The organism is Pseudomonas sp. CCOS 191, from assembly GCF_001007005.1.
Taxonomy (GTDB): Bacteria; Pseudomonadota; Gammaproteobacteria; order Pseudomonadales; family Pseudomonadaceae; genus Aquipseudomonas; species Aquipseudomonas soli.
This window is the reverse complement of sequence record NZ_LN847264.1, coordinates 5,738,537-5,756,161: the sequence shown is the minus strand read 5'-3', so window position 1 is coordinate 5,756,161 and position 17,625 is coordinate 5,738,537. Positions and strand designations below refer to the sequence as shown.

19 protein-coding genes are annotated in these 17,625 nt (G+C 64.0%); 9 read left to right on the top strand and 10 right to left on the bottom strand.

Features of this window, described 5'->3' with window-relative positions; genetic code table 11:
* The first annotated feature begins 37 nt into the window (after positions 1-37).
* Positions 38-778 carry an osmolarity response regulator transcription factor OmpR gene (gene ompR / locus CCOS191_RS25670; protein ID WP_046857514.1) on the top strand — a complete coding sequence of 247 codons (741 nt, stop codon included), beginning with the start codon at positions 38-40 and terminating at the stop codon, positions 776-778.
* 94 nt (positions 779-872) lie between these two features.
* Positions 873-2,186 (top strand): ATP-binding protein, encoded by a 1,314-nt coding sequence (locus CCOS191_RS25665; RefSeq protein WP_038707161.1) that lies wholly within the window; start codon positions 873-875, stop codon positions 2,184-2,186.
* Positions 2,187-2,217: 31 nt separating this feature from the next.
* On the opposite strand, the gene rimK is transcribed toward CCOS191_RS25665, so the two are convergent.
* Both rimK and rimB read right to left on the bottom strand, forming a co-directional pair.
* Positions 2,218-3,123 carry a 30S ribosomal protein S6--L-glutamate ligase gene (gene rimK, locus CCOS191_RS25660; protein WP_046857513.1) on the bottom strand — a complete coding sequence of 302 codons (906 nt, stop codon included), beginning with the start codon at positions 3,121-3,123 and terminating at the stop codon, positions 2,218-2,220.
* Positions 3,120-3,602, bottom strand: coding sequence for a retropepsin-like aspartic endopeptidase RimB (gene rimB / locus CCOS191_RS25655; protein ID WP_038707162.1), 483 nt, complete (start codon positions 3,600-3,602; stop codon positions 3,120-3,122). Before rimB ends, rimK begins: the two co-directional genes overlap by 4 nt.
* A gap of 109 nt (positions 3,603-3,711) precedes the next feature.
* On the opposite strand from rimB, the gene CCOS191_RS25650 reads away from it, so the two are divergent.
* Positions 3,712-4,113, top strand: coding sequence for an RNA-binding S4 domain-containing protein (locus tag CCOS191_RS25650; protein WP_038707163.1), 402 nt, complete (start codon positions 3,712-3,714; stop codon positions 4,111-4,113).
* Between the two features lie 29 nt (positions 4,114-4,142).
* Here CCOS191_RS25650 and CCOS191_RS25645 read toward each other — a convergent pair whose 3' ends face one another.
* Positions 4,143-4,943: a phosphatase PAP2 family protein gene (locus tag CCOS191_RS25645; protein WP_046857512.1), complete on the bottom strand. Its 801-nt coding sequence runs from the start codon at positions 4,941-4,943 to the stop codon at positions 4,143-4,145.
* Positions 4,944-5,051: 108 nt separating this feature from the next.
* Between CCOS191_RS25645 and hslO the strand changes: the two genes are divergently transcribed.
* Both hslO and CCOS191_RS25635 read left to right on the top strand, forming a co-directional pair.
* On the top strand, positions 5,052-5,954 hold the full coding sequence (hslO, locus tag CCOS191_RS25640; RefSeq protein WP_046857511.1) for an Hsp33 family molecular chaperone HslO: 903 nt from the start codon (positions 5,052-5,054) through the stop codon (positions 5,952-5,954).
* A 179-nt stretch (positions 5,955-6,133) separates the two neighbouring features.
* Positions 6,134-7,675: a phosphoenolpyruvate carboxykinase gene (locus CCOS191_RS25635; RefSeq protein ID WP_046857510.1), complete on the top strand. Its 1,542-nt coding sequence runs from the start codon at positions 6,134-6,136 to the stop codon at positions 7,673-7,675.
* 413 nt (positions 7,676-8,088) lie between these two features.
* Here CCOS191_RS25635 and CCOS191_RS25630 read toward each other — a convergent pair whose 3' ends face one another.
* Positions 8,089-8,532, bottom strand: a complete 444-nt coding sequence (locus CCOS191_RS25630; protein ID WP_046857509.1) for a hypothetical protein — start codon at positions 8,530-8,532, stop codon at positions 8,089-8,091.
* A gap of 126 nt (positions 8,533-8,658) precedes the next feature.
* On the opposite strand from CCOS191_RS25630, the gene CCOS191_RS25625 reads away from it, so the two are divergent.
* Entirely contained in the window at positions 8,659-9,093 is a 435-nt protein-coding gene (locus tag CCOS191_RS25625; protein ID WP_046857508.1) for an acyl-CoA thioesterase, read from the top strand.
* Here the strand turns inward: CCOS191_RS25625 and CCOS191_RS25620 are convergent.
* From CCOS191_RS25620 to fdhD, 5 genes are all read right to left on the bottom strand, one after another.
* Entirely contained in the window at positions 9,083-9,739 is a 657-nt protein-coding gene (locus tag CCOS191_RS25620) for a response regulator (RefSeq protein ID WP_046857507.1), read from the bottom strand. The genes CCOS191_RS25625 and CCOS191_RS25620 overlap by 11 nt on opposite strands.
* 118 nt (positions 9,740-9,857) lie before the next feature.
* Positions 9,858-10,667 (bottom strand): CheR family methyltransferase, encoded by an 810-nt coding sequence (locus CCOS191_RS25615; protein ID WP_046857506.1) that lies wholly within the window; start codon positions 10,665-10,667, stop codon positions 9,858-9,860.
* Between the two features lie 209 nt (positions 10,668-10,876).
* Positions 10,877-11,359 (bottom strand): glycine zipper domain-containing protein, encoded by a 483-nt coding sequence (locus CCOS191_RS25610; protein WP_046857505.1) that lies wholly within the window; start codon positions 11,357-11,359, stop codon positions 10,877-10,879.
* Between the two features lie 223 nt (positions 11,360-11,582).
* Complete coding sequence (locus CCOS191_RS25605) at positions 11,583-13,928, bottom strand: FdhF/YdeP family oxidoreductase (protein ID WP_046857504.1); 2,346 nt, start codon at positions 13,926-13,928, stop codon at positions 11,583-11,585.
* Between the two features lie 8 nt (positions 13,929-13,936).
* A complete protein-coding gene (gene fdhD, locus CCOS191_RS25600) occupies positions 13,937-14,764 on the bottom strand; it encodes a formate dehydrogenase accessory sulfurtransferase FdhD (RefSeq protein ID WP_046857503.1) in 828 nt (275 codons plus the stop codon).
* A 175-nt stretch (positions 14,765-14,939) separates the two neighbouring features.
* Here fdhD and lysM point away from each other — a divergent pair, with 175 nt between their 5' ends.
* The gene (gene lysM / locus CCOS191_RS25595) at positions 14,940-15,380 is read left to right on the top strand and encodes a peptidoglycan-binding protein LysM (protein ID WP_046857502.1); all 441 of its coding nucleotides are present in this window, start codon (positions 14,940-14,942) and stop codon (positions 15,378-15,380) included.
* Positions 15,381-15,488: 108 nt separating this feature from the next.
* Here lysM and yrfG read toward each other — a convergent pair whose 3' ends face one another.
* Positions 15,489-16,151 carry a GMP/IMP nucleotidase gene (yrfG, locus tag CCOS191_RS25590; protein ID WP_046857501.1) on the bottom strand — a complete coding sequence of 221 codons (663 nt, stop codon included), beginning with the start codon at positions 16,149-16,151 and terminating at the stop codon, positions 15,489-15,491.
* A 64-nt stretch (positions 16,152-16,215) separates the two neighbouring features.
* Here yrfG and nudE point away from each other — a divergent pair, with 64 nt between their 5' ends.
* Positions 16,216-16,782, top strand: a complete 567-nt coding sequence (gene nudE, locus CCOS191_RS25585) for an ADP compounds hydrolase NudE (protein ID WP_023630347.1) — start codon at positions 16,216-16,218, stop codon at positions 16,780-16,782.
* Complete coding sequence (gene cysQ / locus CCOS191_RS25580) at positions 16,779-17,612, top strand: 3'(2'),5'-bisphosphate nucleotidase CysQ (RefSeq protein WP_046857500.1); 834 nt, start codon at positions 16,779-16,781, stop codon at positions 17,610-17,612. The genes nudE and cysQ overlap by 4 nt, the downstream gene beginning before the upstream one ends.
* The last annotated feature ends 13 nt before the right edge of the window (positions 17,613-17,625 follow it).

Genomic DNA, 17,625 nt, shown 5'->3' with positions numbered 1-17,625 from the left:
TACGCCATAATGCGCGGCGATATCAGAGGAGTAATTCATGACCAGCACCGCAAACGCCGTAGAAGGCGACAAGATTCTCATCGTCGACGACGACCCGGGCCTGAGCAGCCTGCTGGACCGTTTCTTCACCAGCAAGGGCTTCCGTGTGCGCACCGTGCCCAACGTCGAACAGATGGATCGCCTGCTGGCCCGTGAAGTGTTCAATCTGGTGGTGCTCGACCTGATGCTGCCGGGCGAGGACGGCCTGTCGGCGTGCAAGCGCCTGCGCGCCTCGAACAACCAGATCCCGATCATCATGCTCACCGCCAAGGGCGATGAGCTCAGCCGTATCAAGGGCCTGGAGCTTGGCGCCGACGATTACCTGGCCAAGCCGTTCAACCCAGATGAGCTGGTGGCCCGGGTCAAGGCCGTGCTGCGCCGCCAGGCCCCGGCTGTGCCAGGCGCGCCGGGCAGCGAGGAAGAGACCGTCACCTTCGGCGACTACGAACTGTCGCTGGCCACCCGCGAGCTCAAGCGCGGTGAAGAAACGCACATGCTCACCACCGGCGAGTTCGCCGTGCTCAAGGCCCTGGTGATGCACGCTCGCGAGCCGCTGACCCGCGACAAGCTGATGAACCTGGCCCGTGGCCGTGAGTGGGATGCCCTTGAGCGCTCCATCGACGTGCAGATCTCGCGCCTGCGCCGGATGATCGAGCCCGATCCTTCCAAGCCGCGTTACATCCAGACCGTATGGGGTGTGGGCTACGTCTTCGTGCCGGACGGAAACGCCGGCAAATGAGCCTGCCGGCTCGTCAGGGTGCAGCAGGGCGACCCATGCGGGTCGCCCTGTTTTCGTCTACGGCGACCGGCCTTTTCAGCAAAGTAGTAGATCGATGAAAACGCCTCTCTGGTTCCCGCAAAGCTTCTTCGCTCGCACCCTCTGGCTGGTGCTGATCGTCGTGCTGTTCTCCAAGGCACTGACGCTCGTGTACCTGCTGATGAACGAGGACGTGCTGGTCGACCGCCAGTACAGCCACGGCGTGGCCCTGACGCTGCGTGCCTATTGGGCAGCGGATGAAGAGAACCGCGACCAGATTGCCGAGGCCGCCGGCTTGATCCGTGTGACCGGCGCCGGCGTGCCGGAGGGCGAGCAGCACTGGCCCTACAGCGAGATCTACCAGCGCCAGATGCAGGCCGAGCTGGGCGAGGACACCGAAGTGCGGTTGCGTATCCACGCGCCGCCCGCGCTGTGGGTGAACGCCCCGAGCCTGGGCCCGGGCTGGCTCAAGGTGCCGCTGTATCCGCATCCGCTGCGCGGGCAGAAGATCTGGAACGTGCTTGGCTGGTTCCTGGCCATCGGCTTGCTGTCCACGGCTTCGGCCTGGATCTTCGTGCGCCAGCTCAACCAGCCGCTCAAGCGCCTGGTGTTCGCCGCCCGCCAGTTGGGTCAGGGGCGCAGTGTGCGCTTGCCGATCAGCGACACCCCCAGCGAAATGACCGAAGTGTACCGGGCGTTCAACCAGATGGCCGAAGATGTCGAGCAGGCCGGGCGCGAACGCGAGCTGATGCTGGCGGGCGTTTCCCACGACTTGCGCACGCCGCTGACCCGGCTGCGTCTGTCGTTGTCGCTGATGGGCAACGAAAGCGACCTCAGTGAGGACATGGTCCGCGATATCGAGGACATGGACGCGATCCTCGACCAGTTCCTGGCGTTCATTCGTGACGGGCGTGACGAGCCGGTGGAAGAGGTCGACCTGAACGATCTGATCTACGAAGTGGTGGCCCCTTACAACCAGCATGAGGAGCAGGTACGCCTGTGCCTCGAGCCGATTCCGCCGTTCCCGCTGCGCCGTGTCTCGCTCAAGCGCATGCTCGGCAACCTGATCGGCAACGCCCTGCATCACGCTGGCAAGGGCGTTGAGGTGGCGGCCTATGTGTCGGGTGACCAGAGCGCGCCTTATGTGGTGCTCAGCGTGCTGGATCGCGGGGCGGGGATCGACGAGTCGGAGCTGGAAACCATCTTCAACCCGTTCATCCGTGGCGACCGGGCGCGGGGCGGCAAGGGCACCGGGCTGGGGCTGGCGATCGTCAAGCGCATCGCCGCGCAGCATGGCGGCAATGTCGAATTGCGCAACCGCTCCGGTGGCGGGATCGAGGCACGGGTGCGGTTGCCGTTGGGGTTGTTGCTGCCGCGTAACGCTGTGTGAAATCAATCGCGGGGCTTGCCCCGCGATGTGTTTAACCCTTGCCTTTGGTCCGGGTCTGATTCGGCCCGCTGTTCTTTTCCAGGTGCTCGATGATCATCCCGGCCACGTCCTTGCCGGTAGTCACCTCGATCCCCTCCAGGCCCGGCGACGAGTTCACCTCCATTACCAGTGGCCCATGGTTCGAGCGCAGGATATCCACACCCGCCACGCTCAGCCCCATCACCTTGGCCGCGCGAATCGCGGTCATGCGTTCTTCAGGGGTGATCTTGATCAGGCTGGCCACGCCCCCGCGATGCAGGTTGGAGCGGAACTCGCCCGGCTTGGCCTGGCGCTTCATCGAGGCGATCACCTTGTCGCCGACCACGAAGCAGCGGATATCGGCGCCACCGGCCTCCTTGATGTACTCCTGGACCATGATGTTCTGCTTCAGGCCCATGAACGCCTCGATCACCGACTCGGCGGCCTTGGTGGTCTCGCACAGCACCACGCCGATGCCCTGGGTACCTTCCAGTACCTTGATCACCAATGGCGCGCCGTTGACCATCTGGATCAGGTCGGGGATGTCGTCCGGCGAGTGGGCGAAGCCGGTGACCGGCAGGCCGATACCGCGCCGCGACAGCAGTTGCAGCGAGCGCAGCTTGTCCCGCGAGCGGGCGATGGCCACCGATTCGTTGAGCGGGTAGACGCCCATCATCTCGAACTGGCGCAGCACCGCGCAGCCATAGAAGGTGACCGAGGCGCCGATGCGCGGTATGACCGCGTCGAAGCCTTCCAGGGGTTTGCCGCGGTAGTGGATCTGCGGCTTGTGGCTGGCAATGTTCATGTAGGCCCGAAGCGTGTCGATCACCACCACTTCGTGGCCCCGCTGGGTACCGGCCTCGACCAGGCGGCGGGTGGAATACAGACGCGGATTGCGCGACAGCACAGCGATCTTCATGCAGCACCTGTGACAGGGGAAAGGGTGGCCGCGAAGGCCGGTTTGTCCTGAACGTACTTGAGGCCGGGGTTGACCACCAGTTGGCCATGGATGAGCGCCTTCGAACCAAGCAGCAGGCGATAGCGCATGCTCTTGCGGCAGGCCAGGGTGAATTCGACCTCCCAGACCCGGTCACCGAGCGCCAGGGGCGTACGGATCACGTAGCGGGTCTGGGCATGGCCGTTGGAGCTCTTGATTGTCTTCATGGTGACCATGGGCGCTTCGCAGCGTCGGTGGCGCAGTTGCACCACCGAGCCCAGGTGGGCGGTGAAGCGTACCCATTGCTGGCCATCGCGCTCGAACGGCTCGACCTCCGTGGCGTGCAGGCTGGAGGTACTGGCGCCGGTGTCGATCTTGGCGCGCAGGCCGGCGACGCCGAGGCCGGGCAGGGCGACCCACTCGCGCAGGCCGATCACAGTCAGGTGGTCAAATGTCTTCACTAAGCGTGCCCTGCGGATAAGGAGGTGAACTGTAATGACGGCACGGACTTTTTGCATCTGTCAGTCACGGTAGTACAGTTCCGTGAAAGACAGAATTCGAGGAAAAACCATGGCACAAAAGCCTGAAGACGACGACAAGGTACGCCTGGACAAGTGGCTGTGGGCAGCGCGCTTCTACAAGACCCGCGCATTGGCCAAGGCGGCCATTGAAAGTGGCAAGGTGCACTGCCGGGGCGAGCGCTGCAAGCCGGGCAAGGAGCCACGGGTGGGCGATGAGTTCGTGTTGCGCACCGGTTTCGACGAGCGCACCGTGGTGGTCAGGGCGTTGTCGGTGGTGCGCCGTGGCGCGCCCGAAGCACAGACGTTGTACGAGGAAACCGCCGAGAGTGTGAAGCGCCGCGAGCAGGCCGCTGAAATGCGCAAGGCGGGGGCGATGGGCGTGACCACCGACGGGCGGCCGACCAAGAAGCAGCGCCGGCAGATTCACCAGCTGCACGGCAGTTTCGAGTGACGAGGGCCGCGTAGCGGCCCCGTGAACGATCAGGCGGGGCGAATCACGCTCATCCGCCCGATCAACGGCAACCTGCCCAGCAGGTCGAACAGCGGTGCAGTCCAGCGCAGCAACGCTGCGCTGCCTTTGGCCGCCAGCGGCGTGTAGCAGCTCCAGCCCAACGCCAGCACCGCCATCAGCAAACCACCGATGTAGTCATCCTGCCCCCAGTGGGCACCGGCGACCAGGCGCGGCAGCATGAACAGCAGGGCCAGCCCCCACACCAGCAGGTACTGCAGGGGGCGGCGGCTGAACAGGCTCATGAACAGTGCCCAGACCAGCAGCACCGAGGCGTGATCCCCGGGGAAACTCTTGCTCGAGCGGTCCTTGAGTTCCCAGGCCGCCTCCAGGTTCGGGTAGTAGTCACTGAGGTGCACCACGTCGTCGAACATCATCGACGGGCTCTTGTGTTGCCACCCGGCTGCATCCACCCACTTGGAAAACAGCGCGCGAATCACCACTAAGAGGAGTAGCGTGACCAGAAAGCCGAAAAAGGCCTGGCGGACCTGGGCTGCCTTGAACACCCAGTCACCACGGATAAGCACTGCCAGAAGGATCAGGCCGACGACGATGTCGAACGGGCGCAGGCTGCCGACGGTCCAGATGTAGCGCCAGGTGGTGTTGTCTGCCAGCGGCGCATTCAGGCTGTGGAACAGCCACTCGTCGAATGTCAGGCAAAGGATCTGGCCAACGGGCCACAACCAGAAACACAGTAGTGCGATGGGCAGCAGGGTGCAGGCTGCCAAAGGTCCCCAGGACCACCTTGCTTGGAACAGTGGTCGATTGTCCATAAAATACCTCGATATCCAGCAGGAAGTGAGCGCCTCGTAAGCGCTCTGCGACGGACCTTTCGGTCTCCTGTAATTATTTTGTAATCATTTTTAGAAAGCCAGACAACCATGAGCGACTTGCCAGATACCGATTTCACCCAACGCTTCCTGTTCGACGACCGCGACGTGCGCGGCGAGATGGTCGCGCTGGAACGCAGCTACGCCGAGGTGCTGGCCAAGCACGACTACCCGCAGCCGGTAAAGCATCTGCTCGGTGAACTGATGGCCGCCGCCGCGCTGCTGGTCGGCACCCTGAAGTTCGATGGGTTGCTGGTGCTCCAGGCGCAGTCCCAGGGCCCGGTTCCGCTGCTGGCCATCGAGTACACCAGCGAGCACGACATTCGTGGCCTGGCGCGCTACGAGGCCGAGCAGATCGACGACGATGCGAGCCTCGCCGACCTGATGCCAGGCGGCCACCTGGTGCTGACCATCATTCCGGTCAACGGCCAGCGTTACCAGGGCACCGTCGAGCTGGACGGCAAGGACCTGTCGGAGTGCTTCACCAACTACTTCGTCATGTCGCAGCAGGTGAACACCTGCATCTCCCTGGCCGCCGATGGCGCCCGCGCCCGTGGCCTGCTGGTGCAGCAGCTGCCGGCCGAGATCCACAAGGACAGCGAGGAGCGCGAGGAAAGCTGGGCCCACGTCAAGGCCCTGGCCAACACCGTGAAGATCGAGGAACTGCTCGGCCTGGACAACGAAACCGTGCTGCACCGCCTGTACCACGAGGACGCGGTTCGCCTGTTCGATATCCAGCCGCTACGCTTCCGCTGCAGCTGCTCGCGCGAGCGCTCCAGCAACGCCCTGGTCAGCCTCGGCGAGCAGGATGCCAATGCGTTGGTGGCCGAATGTGGCGGCCAGGTCGAGATCGATTGCCAGTTCTGCAACGAGCGTTATGTGTTCGACGCGAGCGATGTTGCGCAATTGTTTGCTGGTGGTGGCACCGAGGCACCATCAGAAACTCAGCACTGAAACGGTTCACTACAGGAAATACTCCTGTCGAATTGCGCAAAAGCGCAGTTCTGACAGGAGGGGCCTACTTTTTTTGGGCTTTTCTGGCATAATCCGGCCACTTTTTTCGCTGTAGTAGTTTTTTCGAGACAACTACAAAACGTTTGGAGCACTCGGCCTCGGGCCGGATGGGGTATCTCATGACGCAAGCCAACAACACCGTGTACACCGACCTGAGCGTCGATGAGCTGGTAAAAGAAGCGCTGTCCCGCGGTGAAGGCGTGCTGGCCGATACCGGCGCGCTGGTGGTGGAAACCGGTCATCGCACCGGCCGTTCGCCGGCTGACCGTTTCATCGTCGAAGAACCTTCCACCCAGGACCAGATTGGCTGGGGCCCGATCAACCGCAAGTTCTCGGCCGACAAGTTCGATGCCCTGTGGGACCGCGTCGAGGCGTTCAACAACGCCCAGGATCACTTCGTTTCCTACGTTCACGTAGGCGCTGCCGCCGAGCACTACCTGCCGGTCAAGATGACCACCCAGACCGCCTGGCAGAACCTGTTCGGCCGTTGCCTGTTCATCAACCCGGCCCAGTACAACCCGGCTGGCCGCGATGAGTGGCAGGTTCTCAACGTCGCCAACTTCGAGTGCGTGCCAGAGCGTGACGGCACCAATTCCGACGGCTGCGTGATCATCAACTTCGCCCAGAAGAAAGTGCTGATCGCCGGCATGCGTTACGCCGGTGAAATGAAGAAAGCCATGTTCTCGGTGCAGAACTTCCTGCTGCCGGCCGCCGACGTGCTGCCGATGCACTGCGCCGCCAACATCGGCGAAGCGGGTGACGTCACCCTGTTCTTCGGCCTGTCCGGCACCGGCAAGACCACCCTGTCGGCCGACGAAAGCCGTTACCTGATCGGTGACGACGAGCACGGTTGGGGCGAAGGCGTGGTGTTCAACATCGAAGGCGGTTGCTATGCCAAGTGCATCGACCTGTCCGAGAAGAACGAGCCGGTCATCTGGAAAGCCATCAAGCACGGCGCAGTGCTGGAAAACGTCGTCATCGACGATGCCAAGCATGCCGACTACGCCGACGTGAGCCTGACCCAGAACAGCCGTGCAGCCTACCCGCTGACCCACGTAGCCAAGGTCTCCGAGAAGAACCTGGGCGGCGAGCCGAATGCGGTCATCTTCCTGACCTGCGACCTGACCGGCGTGCTGCCGCCAGTGTCGATCCTGAACAACGAGCAGGCGGCCTACCACTTCCTGTCCGGCTACACCGCGCTGGTCGGTTCCACCGAAATGGGTTCGGGCAGCGGCATCAAGTCGACCTTCTCCACCTGCTTCGGCGCACCGTTCTTCCCGCGCCCAGCCGGCGTCTACGCCGAGCTGCTGATCAAGCGCATCAAGGCGTTCGGCTCCAAGGTCTACCTGGTCAACACCGGCTGGACCGGCGGTGGCTACGGCGTTGGCAAGCGTTTCAGCATCCCCACCACCCGTGGCGTGATCGCTGCCATCCAGAGCGGCGCGCTGGTCGGTGCAGAGACCGAGCACCTGGACATCATCAACCTGGACGTGCCGAAGGTCGTTCCGGGCGTCGAGACCGAGCTGCTCAACCCGCGCAACACCTGGGCTGACAAGGCTGCCTACGACGAAGCTGCCAAGGGCCTGGCCACTCTGTTCACCGAGAACTTCAAGAAGTTCGACGTTTCCGACGCCATCAAGGCCGCTGGTCCGCAGCTGTAAGCTGCTGCCGGTTCGGATAAGGAAGCCGCCCCTCGGGGCGGCTTTTTCGTGGTTGAAATCATGGCCATTCCTTTCAAGGTGTTCGGCGTCAGATCTGTGGCATCTGTGAGACCGAGCGCCGCCCGCGCGGCGCATCGCGGATGAATCCGCTCCTACATTTTTTGCAACGTGGCCATGCCTGATAAGCCATGGTTGTAAGCCTTGTGCGCTCGACGCGATTTTTCGGGGGGCATTGCCGCCGCCTCACCTGCCTTGAGCCCTGCGCCAAGGCTGGCAACCATGGCCTGACAGGTTCGGTACGTTGCAACGAATGTAGGAGCGGATTCATCCGCGATGCGCCGCGCGGGCGGCGCTCGATCTGATAGGCGCTACAGCCAAATCGTCGAACATCTCGGCCTGGCCTTCAAGGCGCATCAGCGGTTTTTGGCTCTCAGCTCGGCTCGGCGGGCGGCAAAGAACTTCTCGACCTCTTCGTCATCCAGCGCGGGTGATGAATCGCGACGGCTTGCTTCGACCTGTTCGCTGAACCAGGCGTCGTAGGCCGCCGCCTCATGTGCTCTTTTGAGTGCCTGGGCGCGATCCGGCCGCTGATAGGTGGCGGTCTGTCGCGCATCCCATATCGAGCTATCGACTTCGAAATGGTCGATACCCAGGTCATGCAGGTAGCTGACCAGCGTCTCTAGCTTCTTGAACAGCCGCACGTTGCCGCTACGCTGAGCGGTGAGTACGTGCTCCTGATCGTCGACATCCACCTGAACAGCCCAGCCTCCGGGTTGCCCAACGATGTGGGTGGCGTTGATTCGACGGCTTTCAGCCAGGCGACTGAGGTTGGCATGATCCAGTTGCAGGGTCGGCACGGGGGTATGTCTCGGTTTCATGGGACGCGTACTATCTTATGCAATCTATTGTTGATTGCGACTATAGGCGTTCCCAAGCCTATGTGGGAAGCTTCGCTGACATGCAAAGGAAATAAGGTTGTTCTCATGACAGAATCCCCTCAACGCTCCGCCTTCTCCCATTTCCACCCCATCCTCACCCGTCCCCAGGACAACGACCACAACGGCCACCTTGCCGGCTCAACCGTGCATGCCTGCTTCGAAACCGCGATCCAGGCCTTCCTGGTCGAACAAGCCGAGCTGGACCTGCGCGACGGTGAGCTGGCCGGTTTCGTCGTGAGTTCGGCGGCAGACTTCTTCGCCTTGCCTGGCTTTCCCGACGTGCTTGAGGTGGGCCTGGGGGTGACCCGTCTGGCGGGCAGCACCGTTGAGTTCCGTCTGGCGCTGTTCCGCCCGGGCGAGGCCGAGGCCTGTGCGGCGGGCAGCGTGGTGCAGGTGTTCATCGAGCGTGCGTCAGGCCGCCCGGCGGCACTGCCGGAAACGCTGCAACTGATCCTCGCCGGGTTGTCGCTCAATCGTTGAGGCGAATGATCCCTTCGCGCACGGCGAACAGCACCAGGCCGGGTACGTCATGGATCTGCAGACGGTGCATGATCTGCGAGCGGTGCGCCTCGACGGTCTTGATGCTCAACCCCAGGCCGTCGGCGATGGAGCGGGTGGTCTCGCCCCGGGCGATCAGGCGCAGGATTTCCAGCTGGCGGGTGGTCAGGGGCGGCGGCTGGACCTGATTGGCAACGCGCTTGCGGCTGTGCTTGAGGGCCTGGCCGATGACCATCGGCAGCACCGCCGAAGACAGGTACTGGCCACCGCCGCGCAGGGTCTGCAGGGCCTGCTCCAGCTCGGTTACCGTGGCGTTCTTGAGCAGGAAACCATGGGCGCCGAGCTGCAGGCAGCTCATCACATGCTCGAGCTCCGAGCGCGGCGAGAACATCAGTACCCGGCTGGCGGGGGCGCGGATGAACAGTTCTTGCAGGGCCTGCTGGCTGTCAAGTTCACCGCTCATGTCGAGCACCACGATGTCCGGCTTGAGCTTTTCGGCCAGGCTCACGGCACTCATGGCATCACCGGTGTCGCCCACCACGACGAAATCTTTCTTCTGCTCCAGCAAGGCACGCAGGCCGGCGCGGAAGAGGGGCGAATGATCGGCAAGCAGGATTCGGCAAGGCATGGATTAGGGCCTGTTTCGCAAGGGAAGGGGGGCGGCAGGCCTGCTCGATCCGAAAGCGCACTGCCGCGCAACTGCGCGATCAGTCCTTGTCTGCCGATTGGCGCGGCAGTGCCTCTTATCATAGGCGTTCGAATACCGACGGCAGTAGCGGGCGCAGGGGCAGGCCCAGCGCGTGGACGCTTTCGCTGTGACCGATGATCAGCAGGCCACCGGGGCGCAGGTGCGTCAGCAACTGCTGGAGCACCTCGCTCTTGTAGCGTGGCGCCAGGCTCGACAGCAGGTTGCGCAGCAAGATGACGTCGAAGCTGCCGAGGTGGGCAGGCAGGGGCCGGATCAGGTTGATGGCCTCGAAGCGTACATGTTCGCGCAGGGCGGGTGCGATGCGTAGCCGCCCGGCCATCTCGCCGACGCCGCACAGGCAGTGGCGGGCCAGCCAGCCCTCGGGGAAGTAGCGGGCCTGGGCGATGTCGTAGATGCCGGCGCCTGCGGTTTCCAGCAGTTGCGGGTCGAAGTCGCTGGCCAGTACCTGCCAGCCTGGGTGACGGGCTTTTTCGGCGGCGACCATGGCCAGGCTCCAGGCTTCTTCGCCGGTGGCACAGGCTGCGCTCCACAGGCGTGCGGGGTGGTCGAGGTCGGCCAGCCAGCCGGCCAGGCATTCGAAATGGCGATGTTCACGAAAGAAGTAACTGTCGCGGGCGACCAGTAGGCGCAGCAGATGCTCGTGCTCGTCGGTGCCCTCCGGGCTTTCGAGCAAGCCGAGGTAATGCTCGTAGTCAGCCAGGCCCAGGGCCTTCAGGCGCTTGTGCAGACGTGCCGCGACCACGGCCCGGCGATCATCGGCCAGTTGCACGCCGGTAGCCTGCATCACGCGCTGGCGTATCGACGCAAAGCCGGCTTCGCTGAGCAGTGGCGGGCGGCGGCTGGGCATCCTTCAGCCTCTCCTGGCCCGGGGCAGACAGATGAGATCGGTGAAGGTCGCGCGCATTCCCTGCGTCCTGTACGTGGTCGAAACAGCGATGATAACTAGTGGCTAGTGGCCTCCATATCGGGGTGGCCCTTAATCCCTTGGCGTGCCTGCAAACGAAAAGGCCCTGCCGGTGAGGGCAGGGCCTTAGGCGTCAGGCGTAAGCCTGGCGATCAGTCATGGCGCCAGTGGCGCTTGTGCTTGCGGTGGCCGTAGTGATGGCCGCGGTCGTAATGACGGCGGTCATCGTAGTCACGACGGTAGCGGCGCGACTCATGGCGCTCGTCTTCGTCGGCCTTGTTGCCCATGTAGTTACCCAGTGCGCCACCGGCGCCACCGCCGGCCGCCGCACCGATGTAGCTACCGGTGGTACCGCCCACCGAGCGACCGACCACGTTGCCGCCGGCCGCGCCCAGTGCGCCACCGATGGCCGCTTCGCCGCGCTGGCGCTTGTCGGCACCCAGGGCACCGCCGGCCGCGCCGCCCAGACCGGCACCGATGGCGCCGCCGGTGCTACCACCGATGGAGTTGCCCACCACGGAGCCCAGTACCCCACCCAATGCGCCGCCAATGCCGGCCTCGGTGGTGCCGCCTGCCATGGCAACGCCGCTGAGCAGACCGAAAGACAACAACAGAATCGAGGAGTACTTCTTCATCAAGAGAGCCTCAGAGGGATGACGAAGCGGAATTTGAGGCTCGGCGAAGCGGCTGGCAATCGGAATCCGACGAGTAGCACGAGTTGTACACAATTCTCCAAGTTATTGAATTATGTATGAAACTTTCTCGTTTTTTGCTTGTCTGAGGTACTTATGACAAAGCCCTGAACCGTTGCGGAACAGGGCTTTTTTGTGGGTGGCGTTCAGCTTTGCCGGGCGCGAATCAGATGATGCGCCCGTCGTCCCGCGCGCGCTCCAGCTTGATGGCGATGAACTTCGACGTCGGCGTGTGGCTGCCGTCACCGATGCTCTCCAGCGGCACCAACGGGTTCACCTCCGGGTAGTAGGCCGCCGCCTGGCCGGCGGGGATGTCGAACGCCAGCAGGGTGAAGCCCTGCACCCGGCGTACATGCTCATCGCCCCACAGCGACACGATGTCGACCTTTTGCCCCGGCTGGAAGCCCAGGCGGACGATGTCGGCCTCGTTGGCGAACAATACGTCGCGCTGGCCGCGCACACCGCGGTAGCGGTCGTCCATGCCATAGATGGTGGTGTTGTACTGATCGTGCGAGCGCATCGACTGCATGATCAGGTCCGGGAGCTGGCCGCTGGCGCGCACGCGCTCGTCGAGCAGGCTGTCCGGCAGGAGATTGGCCTTGAAGTTGGCGCGGCCGCTGGCGGTCTTCCACTGGCGGCTGCCGGCGCTGTTGCCCAGGTAGAAGCCGCCGGGCAGGCGCAGACGCTCGTTGAAGTCGGCGAAGCCCGGGATGGTGTCGGCGATCAGATCGCGGATGCGGTCGTAGTCGGCCACCAGCCAGTGCCAGTCCACTGGCTGCTTGCCCAGGGTGGCGGCGGCGATGCCGGCAACCACGGCGGGCTCCGAGCGCATCTGTCGGGACAACGGCTTGAGCTGGCCGTTGGAGGCGTGGACCATGCTGAAGGAGTCCTCCACCGTCACCGCCTGCGGGCCTTCGCCCTGCAGGTCGATATCGGTGCGGCCCAGGCACGGCAGGATCAACGCTTGTTTGCCGTGAATCAGGTGGCTGCGGTTGAGCTTGGTGCTGATATGCACGGTCAACTCGCAGTTGCGCAGCGCCTGAGCGGTACGCTCGGTATCCGGCGTGGCCTGGGCGAAGTTGCCGCCCAAGCCGATGAACACCTTGGCCCGGCCTTCCAGCATGGCGTGGATGGCCTCGACGGTGTTGTGACCGTTGTGGCGTGGCACCGGGAAGCCGAAGCGTTTTTCGATGGCATCGAGCAGGAACACCGGTGGGCGTTCGTTGATGCCCATGGTGCGGTCGCCCTGCACGTTGCTGTGGCCGCGCACCGGGCACAGGCCGGCGCCCGGTACCCCGAGGTTGCCGCGCAACAACATCAGGTTGACGATTTCCTGGATGGTCGGCACCGAATGGCGGTGCTGGGTGATGCCCATGGCCCAGCACATGATCACGCGTTTGCCTTTGCAGTACATGCGTGCCGACAGCTCGATATCGGCCAGGGTCAGCCCGGACTGGGCCTGGATCTGCTCCCATGGAGTAGCGTCGACCACCGCCAGGTAGTCGTCCACGCCGTGGCCGTGTTCGGCGATGAAGGCATGATCGAAGATCGCCGGCGCGCCGCTGGCCTGGGCCTCACGCTCCCATTGCAGCAGGAACTTGGCCATGCCGCGCAGCAGCGCCATGTCGCCGCCCAGCGCCGGGCGGAAGAATGCGGTGTTGGTCGGACGGTCGCTGTTGGTCAGCATCTCCAACGGGTTCTGCGGGTGCTGGAAGCGCTCCAGGCCACGCTCCTTGAGCGGGTTGACGCACACCACCTGGGCGCCGCGTTTCACCGCGTCACGCAGCGGGTCGAGCATGCGTGGGTGGTTGGTGCCGGGGTTCTGGCCCCAGACGAAGATCGTGTCGGCGTGCTCGAAGTCGTCGTAGGTGACCGTGCCCTTGCCCACGCCGACGCTCTGGCCCAAGGCCACGCCGCTGGCTTCGTGGCACATGTTCGAGCAGTCGGGGAAATTGTTGGTGCCGTAGGCGCGCACGAACAGCTGATAGAGATAGGCCGCCTCGTTGCTGGCCCGGCCGGAGGTATAGAACTCGGCCTGGTCGGGGCTTGCCAGGTTGTTCAGGTGCCGGGCGATCAGGGCGAAGGCTGCGTCCCAGTCGATCGGCCGGTAACGGTCGGTGATCGGGTCATAGACCATCGGCTCGGTCAGTCGGCCCTGATACTCGAGCCAGTAGTCGCTCTGCCCCAGTAGTGCGCTCACGCTGTAGCGGGCGAAGAACGCGGCGTCCACCCGGCGCTTGGTGGCTTCCCAGTTGACCGCCTTGGCGCCGTTCTCGCAGAACTTGACCATGCCGCTCTCGGGCGAATCGCCCCAGGCGCAGCCTGGGCAGTCGAAGCCGCCGTTCTGGTTGGTCTTGAGCAGGGCGCGGATGTTCTTCAGGGCGTTGTCGCTGCCCACCCAGGCCTTGGCCACGCTGCGCAGCGCGCCCCAGCCGCCGGCGGGGCCGGGATAAGGTTTGTAGCGAGGGGTGGAGGCGGGGGCGTTGTCTGGCAGTTTTTCGTAGGAGGTCACGGCTGTTGCTACTCCGCCGCTGGGCTGAACACCCGCGGTGCGCTGTGTTTGGGCAGATGAATGAGGTTGAGGTTGTGCTTGCGGGCCCATTGCAGGGCCAGGCCGGTGGGCGCGGAAAGGCTCACCAGGGTCTGGATGCCGGCGCGCAGGACCTTCTGGATCAGTTCCAGGCTGCAGCGGCTGGTGACGATGGCCAGCCCTCCTTGGGTCTCGATGCGCTGGCGCAGCAGGGCGCCGATCAGCTTGTCCAGGGCGTTGTGCCGGCCAATGTCCTCGCGGCCCAGCAGCAGCTGGCCGTCGCGGTCCATGAACAGTGCCGCGTGCACCGCGCCGCAGTGCTGGCCCAGTGGCTGGAAGGCATCGATGCGCTGGCGCAGGTCCTTCAGCCAGTGGGCAGGTGGCAGCGGCGCGCCAGGCAGCACGTTCAGCTCGGGCAGCGCCTGCTCCAATGCCTCGACGCCGCACAGGCCGCAACCGCTGGTGCCGGCCAGTTGGCGGCGCTGGTTCTTCAGGTTCCAGAAGGCGCGGCTGGAGATCTCCAGGTCGGCGTAGAGCGCCGAACCGCTGCCGGAGAGCTTCACGTCATAGATTTCCTCGGTACCGGCAACGATGCCGCTGCCGACGCTGAAACCGACGGCGAAGTCTTCCAGATCGGTAGGGCTGACCAGCATCACCGCCTGGTTCAGGCCGTTGTAGATGATCGCCAACGCCACTTCCTCGGCCAGCGGGGTATTGTCGCGGGCGGCATCGGAGAGCTGGACATAGTCGTAGGTGTTGCTGGCGGCGGGCAGGGCGAGAGGCGTTGACGCCGCGCAGACCGGTGGCTTGCTGTTCATCGGCTCGAATACCGGCTGGCAGTTTGACCCCACAAGCCTAGGCCCCTGTGCAGATGGCGTCTAATCGCTAGCGTCTATCCCGTGATAGAGCGCGTCGATTGGTCGCACCGGGGCGGGTTGGCCGATCCTGGCCTAGACTCCTGCTTCCATGGATTCACCATCAAAGGAGCGCCACATGAGCCTGTTCAGTTTCGTGAAGGAAGCCGGCGAGAAGTTGATCGACCTGCTGACCCCCGGCAATGCCAACGCCGAGGAACAGTTGAAGAAACACGTCCAGGACGTTGGTCTGGGCAACCCGAACATCTCGGCCACTGTAGAGGGTGACAAGGTCATCCTCAAGGGCGAGGTAAGCAGCCAGGAAGAGAAAGAGAAGATCATCCTGGCGGCCGGCAACATCGCCGGTGTGGCCTCGGTGGATGACCAGATCACCGTCACCGGGCCAATTGCTCAAGCTGCCCGGTTCGTCGAGGTCGAGAAGGGTGACACCTTGAGTGCCATCTCCAAACGGGTCTACGGCGATGCCAACAAGTACAACAAGATCTTCGAGGCGAACAAGCCGATGCTGAAGGACCCCAACAAGATCTATCCGGGGCAGGTGCTGCGTATTCCCGACTGAGGGGGCAATTGTAGGAGCGGCTTTAGCCGCGATGCGGGCATCGCGGTGCCTGGCACCCGCGTCGCGGGTGATCGCGGCTGAAGCCGCTCCTACGGGGCGAGTGCGCAGTTACAACCCTTCCAGCAACTCCCGGTAATCTTCCACCGCAGCGAACTCCTGGGTATCGCGTGGCTCGGCCCGACTATCCGGCTGGCGCACAGCCAGCAGGTGCCCCACGCCAAATAGCCGGGCACTGCGCAGAATCGCCAGGGTGTCATCGATGAACAGGCTGCGCGCCGGCTCGAAGCCGATGTCCGCCTGCAGCGCATCCCAGAACTGCGGGCTCTCCTTCGGATAGCCATAGTCGTGCGAGCTGATCAGCCGTTCGAAGTACGGCGCCAGTTCCACCCGCTCCAGCTTCAACGACAGCGAGTCACGGTGGGCGTTGGTGATCATCACCACCCGCTTGCCGGCCTTGCGAATGGCGGCGAGGAAGGTATCGGCATCCGGCTTCAAGGCGATCAGGTCGGCGATCTCCAGCTTGAGCTCGCGGATCGGCAGGCGCAGTTCACGGCTCCAGAAGTCCAGGCAGTACCAGTTGAGCGTGCCGGCATGCTGTTCGAACAGCGGGCGCAGCTCGAGCTCGGCCATGGCCCGGCTCACGCCATGCAGCTCGGCGTAGCGCTGGGGCAGGTGCTGCAGCCAGAAGCGGTTGTCGTAATGCAGGTCGAGCAGGGTACCGTCCATGTCCAGCAGGACGGTATCGATGGCGGACCAGGGAAGAACGGGCATGGGAAATTCTCGATCAGTCGGCAAGCCACGGTATAGTAACCCGTTCACGTCAAGGAGCCGCCCCATGCGCCAGAAACCCACCGTCCTCAGCCGCGAAATCGTCGCCAGCAGCCGTCTGTTCCGCGTCGAAGCCGTGCAGTTGCGCTTCTCCAATGGCACCGAGCGCACCTATGAGCGACTGGTCGGCCGTGGCAACGGTTATGGCGCAGTGATGATAGTGGCCATGCTCGATGCCGAGCATGCGGTGCTGGTCGAGGAATATTGCGGCGGTACCGACGAGTACGAGCTGTCGTTGCCCAAGGGCTTGATCGAGCCGGGCGAGGACGTGCTCGCCGCCGCCGACCGGGAACTCAAGGAAGAAGCCGGTTTTGGCGCGCGTCAGCTGGAGCACCTGACCGAGCTGTCGCTGTCGCCCGGCTACATGAGCCAGAAGATCCAGGTGGTCCTGGCCACCGACCTTTACGAAGAGCGCCTGGAGGGCGACGAGCCCGAGCCGATGCGGGTCGACAAGGTCAACCTGCGCGAGCTCTCGGCCCTGGCCATGCACCCGCAGTTCAGTGAAGGCCGGGCGCTGGCGGCGTTGTACCTGGCCCGTGACCTGCTGATCCAGCGTGGGGTGTTGAGTGTATGAATGATCGGCAACTGATGCAGGACGTGGTCAAGCTCGCCCTGTTGGCTGGCGAGGCGATCCTGCCGTTCTGGCGCGCTGACGTGGCGGTAAGCAACAAGGCCGACGATTCACCGGTGACCGCTGCCGACCTGGCGGCCCATCGGGTTATCGCCGATGGCTTGCAGGCGTTGGCGCCGCAGATTCCGGTGCTCTCCGAAGAGGACTGCAACATCCCGCTGGCAACCCGCGCTGGCTGGCAGCGTTGGTGGCTGGTCGATCCTTTGGATGGCACCAAGGAGTTCATCGCCGGTAGCGAGGAGTTCACCGTCAACATCGCGCTGATCGAAAACGGCGAGGTGGTGTTCGGTGTGGTGGCGATGCCGACCAATGGCCGCTGTTACTTTGGTGGGCGCGAGTTAGGTGCCTGGAAGACCGAACGTAACGAAGAGGCTCAACCGATCCAGGTGCGTAATGCCCCACCGGCACAGGAGCGGTTTACCGTCGTCGCCAGCCGTCGGCATTCGAGCCCGGAGCAGGAAGCGCTGCTGGCGGGGCTTGGGAGTGCGGTGGGAGAGCTGGAACTGGCCAACATCGGCAGCTCCTTGAAGTTCTGCCTGCTCGCCGAAGGCAGTGCCGACTGTTATCCACGGCTGGCACCGACCTCGCAGTGGGATACGGCGGCTGCACAGGGCGTGCTGGAAGGTGCCGGGGGCGAGGTGATCGGGCTGGACGGGTTGCCGTTCCGCTACCCACCGCGTGAGTCGCTGCTCAATCCGTTCTTTTTGGCGTTGCCCCGCGCTGCTGAATGGCGACAGGCGCTCGTCGAACTGGCGCGTGCGATCAAAGCTTGAGCTTGTCGTGGCG